The organism is Enterovibrio sp. QJM3NY_24 (assembly GCF_057786035.1).
The window spans coordinates 1267605-1282523 of record NZ_CM173519.1; the positions used below are offsets into that span (position 1 = coordinate 1267605).

Here is a 14919-nt window from a genome sequence, read left to right on the forward strand (position 1 = left end):
AAACAAAAACCGCAGCCTAAACTGCGGTTTTTATTCGTGCATGCTTTGAGCTTCACTATTTACGTAACCAGACGTCACTGACGCCAGGGGATTAGCTTTTTAGCTGTTGCCAGTAGCGGTTGTAAATGCGTACGGCATCGCCAACGTCATTGGTGAATTCACCTTTCTCCACATCACTATCCGTTGGGAAGATAACATTGTTCTCTGTGTATTCAGCGGACAGTTTTTCTTTCGCGCGTTTACTTGGAGCAGGGTAGCCAAGTTCTTCGACCATGGCTGCTTGGTTCTCTGGACGATACAGAAAATCAATAAACTGATGAGCCAGATCTATCTTCTCCGCGCCTTTTGGAATAATGAAGTTATCCATCCACAAAATTGACCCTTCTTCAGGATACACAAACTCGATGTTATCCATTTCAGCTTGGGCCATGTAGGCATTGCCGTTCCATTGCTGACCAATGCCCACTTCGCCCGTGACAAACGGCACGTGAGGCGCATCTGAATTGTAAACAACGACGCTTGGACGAAGGTCTTTTAGCATCTCGAAAGCTTCTTTGATTTCAGCTTCGTTGGTGGTGTTGATGCTGTAACCTTTGGCTTTCAAAGCCATGCCAAACACGTCACGTACATCATCAAGCAGCATGATTTGACCGGAAAACTCAGGCTTCCACAAATCCGTCCATTTAGTGACGTTGCTGCCATCAACAATGTCACCGTTGTAGCTGATACCCGTGACGCCCCAAATATATGGCAGTGAATAATCGTTGTTCTTATCGAAAGGCTGACCCATTAAGCCAGGAATGATGTCTATAACATGCGGGATTTTAGATTTGTCGATTTTTGCCAGCATGCCTTCGTTGCTCATGCGCTCGATAAAGTACGTCGACGCAAATGCGAGATCGTAGCCTTTACCGTTAAGCAATTTTAGCTTGGTATACATGGATTCATTGTTTTCAAACGTTGAATAGTTAACCCTAACACCGTATTCCTTTTCAAAAGCCGCAATGACTTCCATGGGCATGTATTCTGCCCAGTTGTAGATGTTAAGTACTTCGTTGTTTGCTGAAACGCCGAAAGATACAGTTGCGGTAAGTGCGATGCTCGCCGCTTTCACCCCTTTAAGATTTAGGTTCATTGTGTTTCCCTGTAAGGCTATACCAAGCCGAAATTTGAACGCGCATCATCAAAAGTATTGCCACCAGTGTCAATCAGAAATCAGTTTAAAAAGTAACAATTTCTGTTTCTTACCAACGGCAGCAAATCTCCTTGCTAGTGCTGTGGAGGAGTGCGACTATTCGCCGTCTTTTTTTTCTACTCATGCAGGATTGAGTCACAAGATGGCAACAGAAAACGGGTATATCGACAGCTACTACCAAGCGACGGCAAATGTATTGCCTGAACAGCCAACATTGACTAACGATATCCAAGCGGATGTTTGCATTATTGGCGGAGGGCTGACAGGCACGAATGCGGCGATCGAACTTCGTAAGAAGGGAATGAGCGTCGTTGTGCTAGAAGGGCAACGCATTGCATTTGGCGGTTCTGGGCGTAATGGTGGACAGGCGCTTGTTGGCTATTGCCTTGGTCTGCGTGAAGTTGATGAAACTTATGGCCCAGAATGGGGTAAGCAGCTGTGGGATCTTTCCGTTGAATCCATCGATATCATTCGTGAGCGTATCCAAGAGTTCAACATTGATTGTGACTTTCAACAAGGTTACATCGAACTGGCGCTGAACAAAGGCCAAGAAGAAGAACTGAAATCGTGGCATGCGCTGAAACATGGACGCTATAACTATCCTGTCGCTCAGTGGTGGGATACGGACAAAATCGAACAAGTGGCGAACACGCGTCGATATCTTGGTGGTTTGTTCGATCCAAATAGTGGGCATGTTCACACCCTGAATTACACCCTTGGCCTTGCACAAGCGGCAATTTCTTCAGGTGCGGAAATTTACGAAAATAGCCCTGTCATCAAGATTGAAAAAGGGGCGGGAATCAACACAGTTAAAACCGCCACGGGTAGTGTAAAAGCCAAACAGGTTTTGCTTGCCTGTAATGCCTACCTCAATGGTTTGAACCGCAAAGCGCAATCTAAAGTCTTACCGGTTGCCTCTTATATAGCCGTGACTGAACCGCTTGGAGACCGTCAACCTATTGCTAATCAGATGGCGATGTCGGATCTGAATAATTGTTTGGACTACCTCCGACCGACTGCGGATGGACGAATTTTGTTTGGTGGTGTTAATCATCCGTTCAATGGTGAGTATTCGGATAGTCAGGAACGTTTGCGTCAACGCATGCTCAAAGTGTTCCCGCAATTGTCTGATGTGAAAATGGAATACCATTGGGGCGGATTGTTCGCTGTGACGCGCAGCTACATGCCCGAAATCACACATCTGGGTAACGATATATATACCGCCCATGGTTACACTGGCCACGGCGTAGGCTTAACTAACATTGCTGGACGTGTTGTTGCAGAAGCAATGGCGGGTCAAGCAGGGCGCTTCGACGTGTTTTCACGTATCAAACAAGGTTGGATTCCGACGCCAGAAGTCTTGCGTAAACCTGCGCTAGCGCTTGCGATTTGGAAATCACAACTGGAAGACGCTCTGGCGAAATAACTTTAGTTTTGCGTGTTATTTTGTGTGTCATAGAGAAGGGGGAGCGTTGCTTCCCTTTTTAATGGCAAAGCTTTAGTGGCTTCGCGTTAGTATCACCATGCACAATAAATGATATGTCCTTTTGATGAGTGCCTTGGAACCGTGCGAACAGACGTGGCTGTTTCTGCTTCTTTTCGCTACAGTATTGATGAACTGCAGGGCGAGTGTTGAGCGAAATGCATCAGAACGATCTTTTTGAACAGACGGGTTGGATTTCATTGCCTGATGGCAAACTTTACTGGCAGCCTGATTTCGTGGATGAATCAGAAGCAAGTACACTCTTTGATGCGTTACTTTCAACATTGCCGTGGCAACAACTCCCAATCAAAATGTATGGGCGTGAAGTGCTACAACCGCGTTTACAGGCGTGGTTTGGTGACTGCGGTTATACCTATTCCGGCCTTGCGCTTTCCCCAGCTCGATTTCCCCCTCTTATCGAACAACTAAAATCCAGATGTGAGCGCGTTTCTGGCACCGTGTTTAATTCGGTATTGGCAAATCTCTATCGCGATGGTCAAGACTATATGGGATGGCATCAGGACAATGAACCTGAATTAGGGGTTGAACCAAGTATTGCTTCACTCACGTTCGGAGAGGCTCGCCGTTTTGTGTTGAAGCATATTCATACCGGAGAAAAGCGAGAGTTTGAATTAGGATCAGGCTCCTTACTCATAATGGCAGGTAAAACTCAGAGTTATTGGCAGCATACGCTCCCGAAAACCGCGAAAATGAAAGGCCCCAGAGTTAATCTCACCTTCCGCAATATTATTTAGTCGGCCAAATTCAGCCTAATAAAGGCTCGAAATGGTTGATTTATGTCGTCTTTGCCGTGATTTTGAGCGAACGAACTTTTTTTTATCAAATAGTGTTGACTAGATCACGTGAATCCGTAGAATGCCCACCCATACCGCAGCAGGAAGAAATTTCCAGATGCGAATGGACAAAGGCGCGTTGGCAGAGTGGCTATGCAGCGGATTGCAAATCCGTGTACCTCGGTTCGACTCCGGGACGCGCCTCCATATTGCGACACTAGCTCAGCTGGTAGAGCGCAACCTTGCCAAGGTTGAGGTCATCGGTTCGAACCCGATGTGTCGCTCCAAATTTTGTCTTCTGATACGTCGGAAGATAATACTCTGAAGAAGAGTAAGTCTACGCCGTACTTTGAACGGTTAATCGGACGCGGGATGGAGCAGTCTGGTAGCTCGTCGGGCTCATAACCCGAAGGTCGTTGGTTCAAATCCAGCTCCCGCAACCACATTTTATTAGTCGTTGAAAAACGGTTGATATTGCGACACTAGCTCAGCTGGTAGAGCGCAACCTTGCCAAGGTTGAGGTCATCGGTTCGAACCCGATGTGTCGCTCCAAATTTTCATTGTCGATATTATCGAAAGTGAAGCCATATTAGATATGGCAAGTTGACATCGTACTTTGAACGATTAATCGGACGCGGGATGGAGCAGTCTGGTAGCTCGTCGGGCTCATAACCCGAAGGTCGTTGGTTCAAATCCAGCTCCCGCAACCACATTTTATTAGTCGTTGAAAAACGGTTGATATTGCGACACTAGCTCAGCTGGTAGAGCGCAACCTTGCCAAGGTTGAGGTCATCGGTTCGAACCCGATGTGTCGCTCCAAATTTTCATTGTCGATATTATCGAAAGTGAAGCCATGTTAGACATGGCAAGTTGACATCGTACTTTGAACGATTAATCGGACGCGGGATGGAGCAGTCTGGTAGCTCGTCGGGCTCATAACCCGAAGGTCGTTGGTTCAAATCCAGCTCCCGCAACCACATTTTATTAGTCGTTGAAAAACGGTTGATATTGCGACACTAGCTCAGCTGGTAGAGCGCAACCTTGCCAAGGTTGAGGTCATCGGTTCGAACCCGATGTGTCGCTCCAAATTTTCATTATCGATATTATCGAAAGTGAAGCCATGTTAGACATGGCAAGTTGACATCGTACTTTGAACGATTAATCGGACGCGGGATGGAGCAGTCTGGTAGCTCGTCGGGCTCATAACCCGAAGGTCGTTGGTTCAAATCCAGCTCCCGCAACCACATTTTATTAATCGTTGAAAAACGGTTGATATTGCGACACTAGCTCAGCTGGTAGAGCGCAACCTTGCCAAGGTTGAGGTCATCGGTTCGAACCCGATGTGTCGCTCCAAATTTTCATTGTCGATATTATCGAAAGTGAAGCCATGTTAGACATGGCAAGTTGACATCGTACTTTGAACGATTAATCGGACGCGGGATGGAGCAGTCTGGTAGCTCGTCGGGCTCATAACCCGAAGGTCGTTGGTTCAAATCCAGCTCCCGCAACCAAATTTAAGCTCGGTGGTTATAGCAAGTTTTTGTCATAACCCTCAGGCCGTTGCAAAGGGTTTGCCCGTTCAAACCCAGTTCTCGCAACCAAATTCGAAAGCCCAGTCATTTGACTGGGCTTTTTTGTATCTACTAGATTTCAGCAATACTTTGTCAATTGTTGTAAAAGCGTTATGCTGCAGTGAAAACGCCTAATAGTTAGAGCACAGATAGGTAATTTCTCGCACAAGGACGTTGTAGCATGGCAGTTTCTAATGTGGTCTCGTTAGACCGCACCGACATCGAAATCCTCCGTATTCTTCAGACAAACGGTCGCTTGCCTGTTGTGGAACTCGCGAAGCGTGTAAACCTTACAACTACACCGTGTTCCGAACGCGTCAAACGGCTTGAAAGAGAGGGCTATATCTCCGGCTATCATGCGGATATTTCCGCAGAAAAGCTTGGCTTAGATGTTGTTGTGTTTATTCATATGCGTTTGGACCAGACCAACCTGTCTATCTTTGATAAGTTCGCTAAATCGGCATTGTTAATTCCAGAGATCGAAGAGTGTTATTCCTTGTCTGGTGACTTTGATGCCATGGTCAAAGTGCGTGTTAAGAATATCAAAGCCTATCAGCAATTTATGTCTACTCGAATCATCCAGCTCCCTGGTGTGATTCAAACGCGAAGTGAAATTGTTATTGCCGAGTACAAGCGAAGTGCAGGGATTAACCCTGAGTTGATTTCTTTGTCTTGAACTCGAAACGTTAAGACAAAGTAACGGGCAATGTCTGTGCCTCATGGTTATTATTTCGGTATATCGACTTTTTTAGAGGTAATACCCCCAGCAGAGACGAGAATTATCGTCTCATTTAGGTAACTTCCCCACGATTCCCTGACTAAAATGAACCTCATAACAATAATGTTAATAAAATGTTGAGGTGTTCTTATGATCGCACCCATTCTGAGAGATACGATCCACTCTCAAAACCAAGCGGTACATACAACCAATGCCGTTGTGATGGTGCCACCCGTTGATTTTAAATTTAATACTGAAACCAGTGCTGATAATGAATTCCAAAAATCATTGGCATTGTCGGATGTTCAGGTGCGTGGAAAAGCTTTGCAGGAATTCAATCAAATGGTTGAGCTGCTGAGAGGTCATGGCGTTAACGTTACTGTGATGAACTATTCGCCAAGCGAAGGTGAAACACCCGATGCCGTTTTTCCGAATAACTGGTTTTCAACCCTGCCAAATGGAGATTTGTACTTATTTCCGATGGCTTGTGAAAATCGCCGTAGAGAAATCCGCCCAGAAACGCTGACGGAAGCACTTGTTACTTCCGGTTTTAATGCGCCAGTGGTACTCGAAATTGGCAGTCTGAGTTCGCCTGATGCATTTTTAGAGAGTACTGGCGTGATGATCATGGATCATACCAACGGCACGGTTTACGCAGCCCTTTCAGTTCGCTGCGACCGTAAACTGCTTCAAGAGTATGCCGATAGAGCAGGTTTTCGCGATGTTATTTTCTTTGATACCCAAATGTCATCTGGTGCGCCTGTTTATCACACAAATGTGATGATGGCGGTAGGTGAAGGTTTTGCAGTGATCTGTGATGAAATCATTGAAGAGTTTGAACGTCGCCGAGTGCTTGGCTCGCTGCAAAAGACCAAAGATGTGGTCTCGATTACTGAAGAACAAATGGGACATTTTTGCGGTAACATACTTCAGCTGCAAAGCGATAAAGGTGAACGATTGATCGCGATGTCACTGTCTGCCTATAACGCGTTTACGTTGGAACAAAAGCGAGTACTGCGTAAGCACGGAAAACTGGTGCCAATAGACGTGTCCACCATCGAAACCATCGGAGGAGGCAGCGTTAGGTGCATGCTCGCCGAGAATTTCCTTCCTCAATAGAAGCCGCGATGCGGCTTTTTTTCTTTTCCTCCAATCATCTGCGTGAATAACATCCTCCTCACAAGTTGCACAATTGGGTATTCGTCTTATTCTTAAGAGAGTGTTAAACAAAGAACAAATACGATTTAGTGAAAAGGGGTTTGCCCAATCTCTTTACAGGAGCAATGTTATGTCCGAAAGACGATACCGTCTTATCACCCGAAGTGATTTCGACGGGTTAGTGTGTGCGGTACTTCTCAAACACATTGATCTGATTGATGAGATAAAGTTTGTGCACCCAAAAGATATGCAAGATGGCGTGGTTGAAATTAATGAATATGACATCACCACAAATCTACCCTATAACGCCAATGCACATCTTTGCATCGACCACCATGCATCAGAGTTAATTCGCAATCAGGATCTCAATGCCAATTACATCATTGACGCTGATGCACCATCTGCAGCACGTGTTGTGTGGAAGCATTTTGGCGGTGAAAACACCTTCCCAAATGAATGGGACGAGATGATGGAAGAGGTGGATAAAGGTGATTCTGCCCAATACACAAAAGATGAAGTGTTGTACCCAAAAGCGTGGGGTCTCCTAAACTTCATTATGGATGCACGCACGGGGTTGGGACGTTTTCGAGAGTTTCGGATATCGAATTACGAGCTGATGATGGATTTGATCGAACATTGCCGAGATAAGTCTATCGCAGAGATCATGGAGCTTCCAGACGTTAAAGAGCGTGTCGACGTATACTTTAGTCATAGAGAAAAGTTTCAGGAACAACTTCGACGCTGCGCGTCGGTATGTGGCAATCTTGTCATTCTTGACCTTCGCCATGAAGATCCGATTTGGGCAGGTAATCGATTCGAAATATACGCAGTGTTCCCACAATGCAACATCTCAGTCCATGTGCTTTGGGGGCTGAAAAAGCAAAACACTGTGTTTGCCTGTGGAAAATCAATATTTGATCGTACGTCGACAACGAACATCGGCGAATTAATGCTGAGCTATAATGGTGGCGGACATGAGAATGCGGGGACTTGCCAAGTGCCTAATGAAAATGCAGCGCGGGTGCAAGATGAGCTTATTGTAAGAATCAATCAAGATGGGTAATACTCAAGCTTGAGAGTTTGACGACACAGCCTCGTACTGAAAGAGCCTGTGTCGTTATTCATTGAAGCAACGCAAAAGTGATTAAGTCGCTGAAAGACTATGCCACAGAATCTGTTACAGGCTCGAAAATTTTGGCGTTAATGGTAACCGATCAAAAGAAACGCCCTTCCATCCGCTCACCACAAAATTCCGAATATTCTGGTGATCACTGCCACCAGGGTGACCGAGAACATCCTCTCTATAGTAGCGACCGAAACAAGCAACCACTGACCGTTCATCAAGCCCATGTAACTTCCCAAAAGCGAGAATCTTACACGACCCAGAGTTCTGCCCAGCTTTGTTGGTTAAGTTCCCATTGACGAATTGGCTCGGGGAAAAGTCGTACAAGCCATCAATCACCGCCATGGTATCTTCAAATTCGATAAGCTCAGGTGTGTTGGTGAGTTTTAGCAAAAAGTTGTTAAGTTGCATTTCTATCCTAATTATCATTAAGCGTCACGGGTTCGGATACGCATAATTAAAGCCATATTTTCACTGTGATATTGGGTCATTTGCGCGAAAAACTGTACGTGGCGTGTCCATTATTATTACTTCTATCAGGATGAGGCGAGAAAGGGAAGGGCTGTCACCGATATTACTGTGGTTTCGTAAGTTCTGAGTCAATCAGAGTGATAAAAAAAAGAAGTGAAATATTACTTCTGAATGGTACATGAGAAGCGTTTTTGCTGAGATAATCATCAAAGTGCTTTTAAAAACAACGAACAAGCAAAGTAATCCAAAAAAATGTTTACAGGTGCCGAGGAGGTCGTTAATATTCGCGGCAACAACGGAGAGATGGCTGAGTGGTTTAAAGCACCGGTCTTGAAAACCGGCGAGGGTTTATAGCCCTCCTAGGGTTCAAATCCCTATTTCTCCGCCAAATTAGATTAAGCCCGCTCAGTGAGCGGGCTTTTTCGTATCTGGAATAAGCATTTATAAATAGGGATGCAGAATCCTAGGCTTGGGTTCAGCCGAGCGAAGCGAGACAACGTTGCCTCGACGAAGTCGGAAAGGCGACGGCCCGAAGGGCAAGGGAGCGCAGCGACCGAGTAAATCCCTATTTCTCCGCCAAATTAGATTAAGCCCGCTCAGTGAGCGGGCTTTTTCGTATCTGGAATAAGCATTTATAAATAGGGATGCAGAATCCTAGGAGGGGGGGACGCCTAGTCTTCAGCCGAGCGAAGCGAGACAACGTTGCCTCGACGAAGTCGGAAAGGCGACGGCCCGAAGGGCAAGGGAGCGCAGCGACCGAGTAAATCCCTATTTCTCCGCCAAATTAGTTTAAGCCCGCTCAGTGAGCGGGCTTTTTCGTATCTCCACTTCGGCATTCTCCTTCCAGCCTCTCTCTACACGCTATAGCGACACCAGCGGTGGCAGAGCCGCAAAATCAATCAGCGGCCTTTTAGCCAAACGTGCTTCGCCCGCGAACAACAGCATTGGTTCGAAATGTTCGTTATCAAGTGCTTTCACATTCACCAGTTCATTCAACCCATAAAATCGGCTCACGTACTGAGTGGTTTCTTTAGGTAATTTGAGCGATGAAAATACGTTTGTTCCAGCGCGCTTTATTGCCCGGGAAATCCGTCCTTCTCCTGCGTTATACGCGGCGAGTGTGAGGGCTAAATCACCATCAAACTTGTGATGCAAAAATTTCAGATATTTGATGGCCGCATCGGTACTGGCATAGGCGTCAAATCGCTCGTCTTTGTCGCTTTCAACCGTTAATCCAAATCGCTTTGCGGTGGCAGGCATTAACTGCCACAGGCCACTTGCACTCGCTGAGGAAACGGCGGAAGGGTTGTATGAGGATTCCAGCATTGGGATGAGAACAAACGCGCTAGGTAAACCTTGGGAACGGAGTTCACCGAGAATGTGGTTCACCAATGGAGAATATGAATCAAACTGGCTGAGAATTTGCGTTTTATAAGGGGCGAGAACGCGGAATTCTTGTTCTATTTGGCTTTGCGTTGGAGCGGCGCTAAGTGGAAGAGAAACAACCAAAGAACACGCAAAGATAAGGGTTATGCGTGCTGTAGCGTACGTCAGCGTGGAGCGTATCACGGTTGACTAATCTGCTCGTGATAGGTGTGGTTTTCCGATTGATTTAACTGGTTCAACATTTCATGGAAACTGGCGGAAGTCTGGCCGTTTTCCGCATTGTATTGCTGACATTGCGTGATCAAGTCTTTCAGTATCATCCACTGCTTTCTTGCTTGCGGAGCAATGCTGGGCGGAAGAGCGTTCAGCAATTTTTTTGTACCTGCATCGTCTGCCGTTACGCCAATATTTGCCAGGCACTGCGAGCGCTCAATGGCAGTGCACTTTACCTGCTCAATGATGGGTAACTGTTTGCGAATGTTGGTTTGAAGCGCTGGCGCATCAAACTGTAAATAAAGGCCACGTTGCGCGATGATCAAAGGCAGTAATTGGTTGTATTGTTTTATGTCACTGCTAATGGTACGCAGAAATCGTTGAATATGTTGGGTGGCAGTCGATGCCATGTCCGTCCCCTCAAATAAGGTGTGTTATTCGTGGCCTGTGTGAAACTGCATGACGGCCTGTGATAGCGCCTGCATGTCTAAACTCAATTCGCCACGCTGAAGGGCAGTACGAATTTGTTCTACCTTTGCCATGTCAATATTCGGCATAGAGGCCAATTCTTGCTGGGCTTTATTGATTGCCGCCGTATTGGTGTTGAGTTGTGTTTCAACAACTGATGAGCGAACAGGCGTTTCAGCCGATTTGGTGGCCGTTTGATTCAGTGAGCTTTGCTGAATGTGGCCGCCCGCAACTTTATCGATTTTCATGTTTAATGTCCTTGTTCATCACTTATAGGATAAATGCGACCATCTTGATGACAGGATTAAATACGAAACGCATTTTTGATGAAAAGTGATGGTTTGTTGGAGAGAGTTACTCGGGTCACTGGTGATTTCGAGCTTTTTAACCGAGATTTGCCAAGCTCAGTCCAATTTTTTCGTTAATTTGATGAATTTGTCGCCAATCGAAAGTGGTCGAAAACGTTACAGCGTTTGCACATATTGCTTTGGCGTTACTCCAAACACATCCTTGAAACGACTGGCGAAACGGACTTCAGATTGGTAGCCACAAGCGAGTGCGATATTGAGCTGAGTACGTGATTTTTGCATCAAAGAAAGGGCATATACCATTCTGATGTTAGTGAGCACTTGCCTAAAAGAGGTCTCTTCAGAGGCAAGCTTACGTTTCAGTGTCGCTGGGCTCATGGAAAAGTGCGTGGCAACCGTATCGATGCTGTGCGCATCGCCGGGATTGAGGCTGAGATAACTCGCGAGTTGTTCTTTCAACGCCCCTTCTTTGCTTGGAAACAAAAGATGCAGAGACCCCGCGGCTTTTAGTTCAGCATAAAACCCGTGAAGGAACTGACGCTGCGTGTCAGCAGCCAAGTTTTTCTCTGCCATCTCGTAGAGTGTGTCGAAACAGTAAGCGAGTTGTGGCGTCACGCTGACGCGCGGTTCGCTATTGACAGCGTTTGATGCTGAAGCTGCGCTGCTCGATAAATCTTCTAGCCATTCAGAGGGCGGTGGTTCTAGGAAGGTGAGGGTACGGGAATAAAATGTTGTCTGTGACGGTTCATTCACAAACGTAAGATAATGACTGGCGGGCACAACCAGCCAGTCTTCTTGCGTGTAATGACGAGGATCATCTTGCCACCAAAGCTTTTTGTAGCCTCGGTTCACCCAGATAATAGTTGGTGCGTAAATCAACACATTGCGAAGCGGCTGCGAAGTCACACCGCGAAACTGCCCTGCCTGCACCAAAGTCTTCGTCATCCGTACCCTCCGTTTTTGCTTTTACTTATTCGCTCACATAGGTTGCAGTGAGTGTCGCTTTGTCCAGTGCCGATGCATTTAGCATGTAGCCAATCAGGGCGTTGGACGGGTTATCTGGCAGTTCAAGCTTTTCAGTTGGTAATGCCCAAATGGTAAACTGATAACGGTGCATGCCATGACCTTTTGGTGGGCAAGCACCGCCAAAGCCAATTGCGCCATAATCGTTGCCCATTTCTCGGGCGTCTTTCAGTTTGCCCGATATGCCGCGTTCAACGCTTTGTTGCGATGATGGAATATCTAACGCGACCCAGTGCCACCATCCGCTGCCTGTCGGGGCGTCGGGATCATAGGCAGTAATGGCAAAGCTTTTTGTCCCTTTCGGTGCATCCTTCCAGCTCAGTTGTGGTGACAGGTTATCACCTGTGCAACCAAAGCCTTGAAAGGCGAAGGTCTCAGCCATGCGAGTCCCTTCTTGAATATCTTGGCTGGTTAACGTCAGTGCTTGGCTACCAAAAGACACGGCGGCGATGAATGGGACTAAAAATATGGTTTTCATGGTGGCTCTCCTTTGCAATCTGTGAGAACGAGAATATCAACCACCGCTTGAGCATTCGCTACAGAATGGCTCAATGTGAAACCAAATGGCACATGAAATGAGCTTTTTGGTGAAAAATTCAATTAAAACTGTGTATGAACCTGATTTAAACCTGTCACCAGTGCACGAACTACTTTCTCTGATGACAGATTTTGCACATCAATTTGCTGGCCCTTCTTCCCATTTTCTAGCGCCACCCCTTTGGTGCTGGCGGTAAAGCCATTTTTGCTGGCAATTACCACGACTTCATTGCCTTTTTTCACTAATGGAATCGCGCTTAATTTAGCGGGGTTTAAGACATAACCCGCGCGAACACGGCGTTGAGTTTGATGATCCGTGGCATCGGCTATGGATGTGAAAAAGGCATCGTCTCGGGTCAGTGTTCGAGCTTCCAATTTCAACGCTTTTGCAATCACCGTGTCGCCCCGCTGAAGGGCCGTTAGGGTGACCACTACTGGCAGGGTGATCGCGCCTTTGATCGACACGTTCATTCTCCACGGGTTGTTGAGATCTTCGCAACGCACGGAACGTTTGAGATGACCAATCGGCAGTGATTGATGGTCGCGACCTTCAATCACAAGCGAAGACTGACATGGCGGCAGGTGGCTGACGGCACGCGGCACGCGAATATCAAATGTCAGGGTGTAATCAGGCCAGTGACGAGACTGAGCGATGTGTGCCACTTCGTCTTGATAAGAACGACCCACTACGTCTGTGATCGTGGCTTCTGACAACATGATTTCTGACTGCGACTTCTCCTTTGCAAACGCTGTTGAAACGCCTAGTGCGCTCAAAACGAACAGGGAAAAAAACACAGAACGAACGACAGGAACCATGGACTTCCCTTTGCTAAGTAATACTTCCGATAGGCGGAAGTTGGCTTTCCCTTTGTTTTTATATCTCATTGATTTTCAATAATTATATTTCTGGCATGCATCTTGTAACTACCTGTGGGTATTCGAAATGAATTTAAGGAGAGAGGCATGGCAATCACGTTTGAACAAGCCTTGGGTGTGCACCCGGACGCGCTGAATTTTCGCGTTCAGCGTACCAAAGTCCTTGCGAGTAACCTAGCGAATGTTGATACGCCGGGATACCTCGCAAAAGACCTGAGCTTTACCACTGTGATGAGTCAAATGTCGTCGGGAAGTGTCACTAAACAAATCCCAAGCATGAAAATTGGCGCTCAGTACGCGATCCCTTATCAGAACAGCAAAGACGGAAACACTGTCGAGCTTGGGGTAGAGCAAGCCAAATTCACTCAAAACAACATGGATTTTCAAACCAGCCTGACCTTTCTGAACATGAAGTTTTCCGGCTTGGCAAAAGTGATTGAAGGACGCTAACCATGTCATTTACCGATATTTACACCATTGCAGGCTCGGCGATGAATGCGCAAACCGTGCGCTTGAATACCGTGGCCAGCAACCTCGCTAACGCCGATTCAGTGTCGGCCAATCCGGATGATGCTTACAAAGCGCTTAAGCCGGTTTTCGCGACGGTGTACAGCAACACCCAATTGGTCGCGGGCGAAAACATGTATCCGAATGCGGAAGTGCGCATTGTCGATGTGGTGCAAGCGCAAAATCAGGCTGAAAAACGCTTCGAGCCGAACAGTCCGCTCGCAAACGATGAAGGTTATGTCTACTACCCAGGTATTGATGTGGTGTCAGAAATGGCCGACATGATGTCTGCGACGCGTAGCTTCGAAACGAACGTCGAAGTGATGGCGAATGTGAAAAGCATGCAGCAGGGTCTGCTGAAATTGGGACAAGGTAGCTAAATGAGTATTGCACACTACACCGCCATGTCTGCGGACGCACCAATCACCGCGAGAAGCGAAGATGCCACTGTATCTAGTAACCCTCTTGATACAAATAGCGCCAGCTCGTTGGAAAACGAATTCATCACCTTGATGGTGGCGCAAATCCAGAATCAGGATCCGCTTAACCCGCTTGATGGCACCGAATATGTCAGTCAGCTTGCACAGTTCTCACAAGTACAAAGCATGGAAAATATGTCGGGAACCATGCAAAACAGCATGGTGCTGCTCGACAACATGCAGGTGCTTTCAACCGCGGGCTTGGTTGGTCAAACCGTGTATGTATCAGGCAATGAGTTTGAGCTTGGTGAGGGCATTCAGAACGGAAAAGTGGAGCTTGCCCACGCATCCAATCAAGTCACCTTGGTGGTAAAAGATGCCTACGGACAGAAAACAGAAGTGCCGTTGGGTGCGCACCAAGCTGGCGATGTTGATTTCTCTATCGACCCAGAAAAGCTCGGATTGAAAGCGGGTGAATACACCGTATCAGTCAACGTTCAAGACGGACAAGCTAGCCCTAACGTCTTGTTGGCCGGGCAAGTTGAACAAGTTCGCATTCCAAGCACTGGCGGCGCAGCACTGGTCAACATTACCGGTGTCGGCAGTGTTCCTTTCTATCAAATCACGCAGTTTGGCGCATAACCAAGCCATGACCATCAAACAAGGATA

16 protein-coding genes, 12 tRNA genes and 1 other RNA gene are annotated in these 14919 nt (G+C 46.9%); 21 read left to right on the forward strand and 8 right to left on the reverse strand.

Going from position 1 to position 14919, the window contains the following annotated elements:
* Positions 1 to 91: 91 nt before the first annotated feature.
* Positions 92 to 1135 (reverse strand): ABC transporter substrate-binding protein, encoded by a 1044-nt coding sequence (locus AC3CIC_RS05540; protein ID WP_488515565.1) that lies wholly within the window; start codon positions 1133 to 1135, stop codon positions 92 to 94.
* A gap of 202 nt (positions 1136 to 1337) precedes the next feature.
* Between AC3CIC_RS05540 and AC3CIC_RS05545 the strand changes: the two genes are divergently transcribed.
* The 16 genes from AC3CIC_RS05545 (at position 1338) to AC3CIC_RS05620 (ending at position 7982) form a co-directional block, all read left to right on the forward strand.
* Entirely contained in the window at positions 1338 to 2621 is a 1284-nt protein-coding gene (locus tag AC3CIC_RS05545; protein ID WP_488515566.1) for an NAD(P)/FAD-dependent oxidoreductase, read from the forward strand.
* A gap of 215 nt (positions 2622 to 2836) precedes the next feature.
* On the forward strand, positions 2837 to 3433 hold the full coding sequence (locus AC3CIC_RS05550) for an alpha-ketoglutarate-dependent dioxygenase AlkB family protein (RefSeq protein WP_488515567.1): 597 nt from the start codon (positions 2837 to 2839) through the stop codon (positions 3431 to 3433).
* Positions 3434 to 3605: 172 nt separating this feature from the next.
* Positions 3606 to 3679 (forward strand) — tRNA-Cys (locus AC3CIC_RS05555).
* Positions 3680 to 3683: 4 nt separating this feature from the next.
* A tRNA-Gly gene (locus tag AC3CIC_RS05560) sits at positions 3684 to 3759 on the forward strand.
* 79 nt (positions 3760 to 3838) lie between these two features.
* Positions 3839 to 3915 (forward strand) — tRNA-Met (locus AC3CIC_RS05565).
* A 33-nt stretch (positions 3916 to 3948) separates the two neighbouring features.
* Positions 3949 to 4024: transfer RNA gene (locus AC3CIC_RS05570), tRNA-Gly, on the forward strand.
* An 81-nt stretch (positions 4025 to 4105) separates the two neighbouring features.
* Positions 4106 to 4182 (forward strand) — tRNA-Met (locus AC3CIC_RS05575).
* A gap of 33 nt (positions 4183 to 4215) precedes the next feature.
* A tRNA-Gly gene (locus AC3CIC_RS05580) sits at positions 4216 to 4291 on the forward strand.
* 81 nt (positions 4292 to 4372) lie between these two features.
* A tRNA-Met gene (locus tag AC3CIC_RS05585) sits at positions 4373 to 4449 on the forward strand.
* Between the two features lie 33 nt (positions 4450 to 4482).
* Positions 4483 to 4558 (forward strand) — tRNA-Gly (locus AC3CIC_RS05590).
* An 81-nt stretch (positions 4559 to 4639) separates the two neighbouring features.
* Positions 4640 to 4716 (forward strand) — tRNA-Met (locus AC3CIC_RS05595).
* Positions 4717 to 4749: 33 nt separating this feature from the next.
* Positions 4750 to 4825 (forward strand) — tRNA-Gly (locus AC3CIC_RS05600).
* Between the two features lie 81 nt (positions 4826 to 4906).
* A tRNA-Met gene (locus AC3CIC_RS05605) sits at positions 4907 to 4983 on the forward strand.
* A gap of 241 nt (positions 4984 to 5224) precedes the next feature.
* Positions 5225 to 5719, forward strand: a complete 495-nt coding sequence (locus AC3CIC_RS05610) for an Lrp/AsnC family transcriptional regulator (protein WP_016958882.1) — start codon at positions 5225 to 5227, stop codon at positions 5717 to 5719.
* 192 nt (positions 5720 to 5911) lie between these two features.
* Positions 5912 to 6880, forward strand: a complete 969-nt coding sequence (locus tag AC3CIC_RS05615; protein WP_016958881.1) for an arginine deiminase-related protein — start codon at positions 5912 to 5914, stop codon at positions 6878 to 6880.
* Positions 6881 to 7049: 169 nt separating this feature from the next.
* Positions 7050 to 7982, forward strand: coding sequence for a DHH family phosphoesterase (locus AC3CIC_RS05620; RefSeq protein ID WP_488515568.1), 933 nt, complete (start codon positions 7050 to 7052; stop codon positions 7980 to 7982).
* Between the two features lie 114 nt (positions 7983 to 8096).
* Here the strand turns inward: AC3CIC_RS05620 and AC3CIC_RS05625 are convergent, their stop codons facing one another.
* Positions 8097 to 8453, reverse strand: coding sequence for a HopJ type III effector protein (locus AC3CIC_RS05625; RefSeq protein WP_488515569.1), 357 nt, complete (start codon positions 8451 to 8453; stop codon positions 8097 to 8099).
* A 357-nt stretch (positions 8454 to 8810) separates the two neighbouring features.
* Between AC3CIC_RS05625 and AC3CIC_RS05630 the strand changes: the two genes are divergently transcribed.
* Together AC3CIC_RS05630 and AC3CIC_RS05635 are read left to right on the forward strand one after the other, a co-directional pair.
* Positions 8811 to 8901: transfer RNA gene (locus tag AC3CIC_RS05630), tRNA-Ser, on the forward strand.
* 44 nt (positions 8902 to 8945) lie between these two features.
* Positions 8946 to 9092: non-coding RNA, RtT sRNA (locus tag AC3CIC_RS05635), on the forward strand.
* A 282-nt stretch (positions 9093 to 9374) separates the two neighbouring features.
* Here the strand turns inward: AC3CIC_RS05635 and AC3CIC_RS05640 are convergent.
* The 6 genes from AC3CIC_RS05640 to flgA all read right to left on the reverse strand — a co-directional run bounded on the left by AC3CIC_RS05640 (position 9375) and on the right by flgA (position 13264).
* On the reverse strand, positions 9375 to 10082 hold the full coding sequence (locus AC3CIC_RS05640) for a lytic transglycosylase domain-containing protein (protein WP_488515570.1): 708 nt from the start codon (positions 10080 to 10082) through the stop codon (positions 9375 to 9377).
* Positions 10079 to 10522, reverse strand: coding sequence for a flagellar protein FlgN (locus AC3CIC_RS05645; protein WP_488515571.1), 444 nt, complete (start codon positions 10520 to 10522; stop codon positions 10079 to 10081). Before AC3CIC_RS05645 ends, AC3CIC_RS05640 begins: the two co-directional genes overlap by 4 nt.
* 24 nt (positions 10523 to 10546) lie before the next feature.
* Positions 10547 to 10828 (reverse strand): flagellar biosynthesis anti-sigma factor FlgM, encoded by a 282-nt coding sequence (gene flgM, locus AC3CIC_RS05650; protein WP_016959285.1) that lies wholly within the window; start codon positions 10826 to 10828, stop codon positions 10547 to 10549.
* Positions 10829 to 11044: 216 nt separating this feature from the next.
* Positions 11045 to 11833 (reverse strand): helix-turn-helix transcriptional regulator, encoded by a 789-nt coding sequence (locus AC3CIC_RS05655; protein ID WP_488515572.1) that lies wholly within the window; start codon positions 11831 to 11833, stop codon positions 11045 to 11047.
* A 25-nt stretch (positions 11834 to 11858) separates the two neighbouring features.
* Positions 11859 to 12389 (reverse strand): YbhB/YbcL family Raf kinase inhibitor-like protein, encoded by a 531-nt coding sequence (locus tag AC3CIC_RS05660; protein ID WP_017004957.1) that lies wholly within the window; start codon positions 12387 to 12389, stop codon positions 11859 to 11861.
* 122 nt (positions 12390 to 12511) lie between these two features.
* On the reverse strand, positions 12512 to 13264 hold the full coding sequence (flgA, locus tag AC3CIC_RS05665; RefSeq protein ID WP_488515872.1) for a flagellar basal body P-ring formation chaperone FlgA: 753 nt from the start codon (positions 13262 to 13264) through the stop codon (positions 12512 to 12514).
* Between the two features lie 147 nt (positions 13265 to 13411).
* Between flgA and flgB the strand changes: the two genes are divergently transcribed.
* Genes flgB through flgD form a run of 3 tightly spaced genes read left to right on the forward strand, consistent with a single transcriptional unit; the run spans position 13412 to position 14892 of the window.
* Positions 13412 to 13774: a flagellar basal body rod protein FlgB gene (gene flgB / locus AC3CIC_RS05670; protein ID WP_016959281.1), complete on the forward strand. Its 363-nt coding sequence runs from the start codon at positions 13412 to 13414 to the stop codon at positions 13772 to 13774.
* Positions 13775 to 13776: 2 nt separating this feature from the next.
* Positions 13777 to 14211, forward strand: coding sequence for a flagellar basal body rod protein FlgC (gene flgC / locus AC3CIC_RS05675; RefSeq protein WP_016959280.1), 435 nt, complete (start codon positions 13777 to 13779; stop codon positions 14209 to 14211).
* The gene (flgD, locus tag AC3CIC_RS05680; protein WP_016959279.1) at positions 14212 to 14892 is read left to right on the forward strand and encodes a flagellar hook assembly protein FlgD; all 681 of its coding nucleotides are present in this window, start codon (positions 14212 to 14214) and stop codon (positions 14890 to 14892) included.
* Positions 14893 to 14919 lie beyond the last annotated feature (27 nt).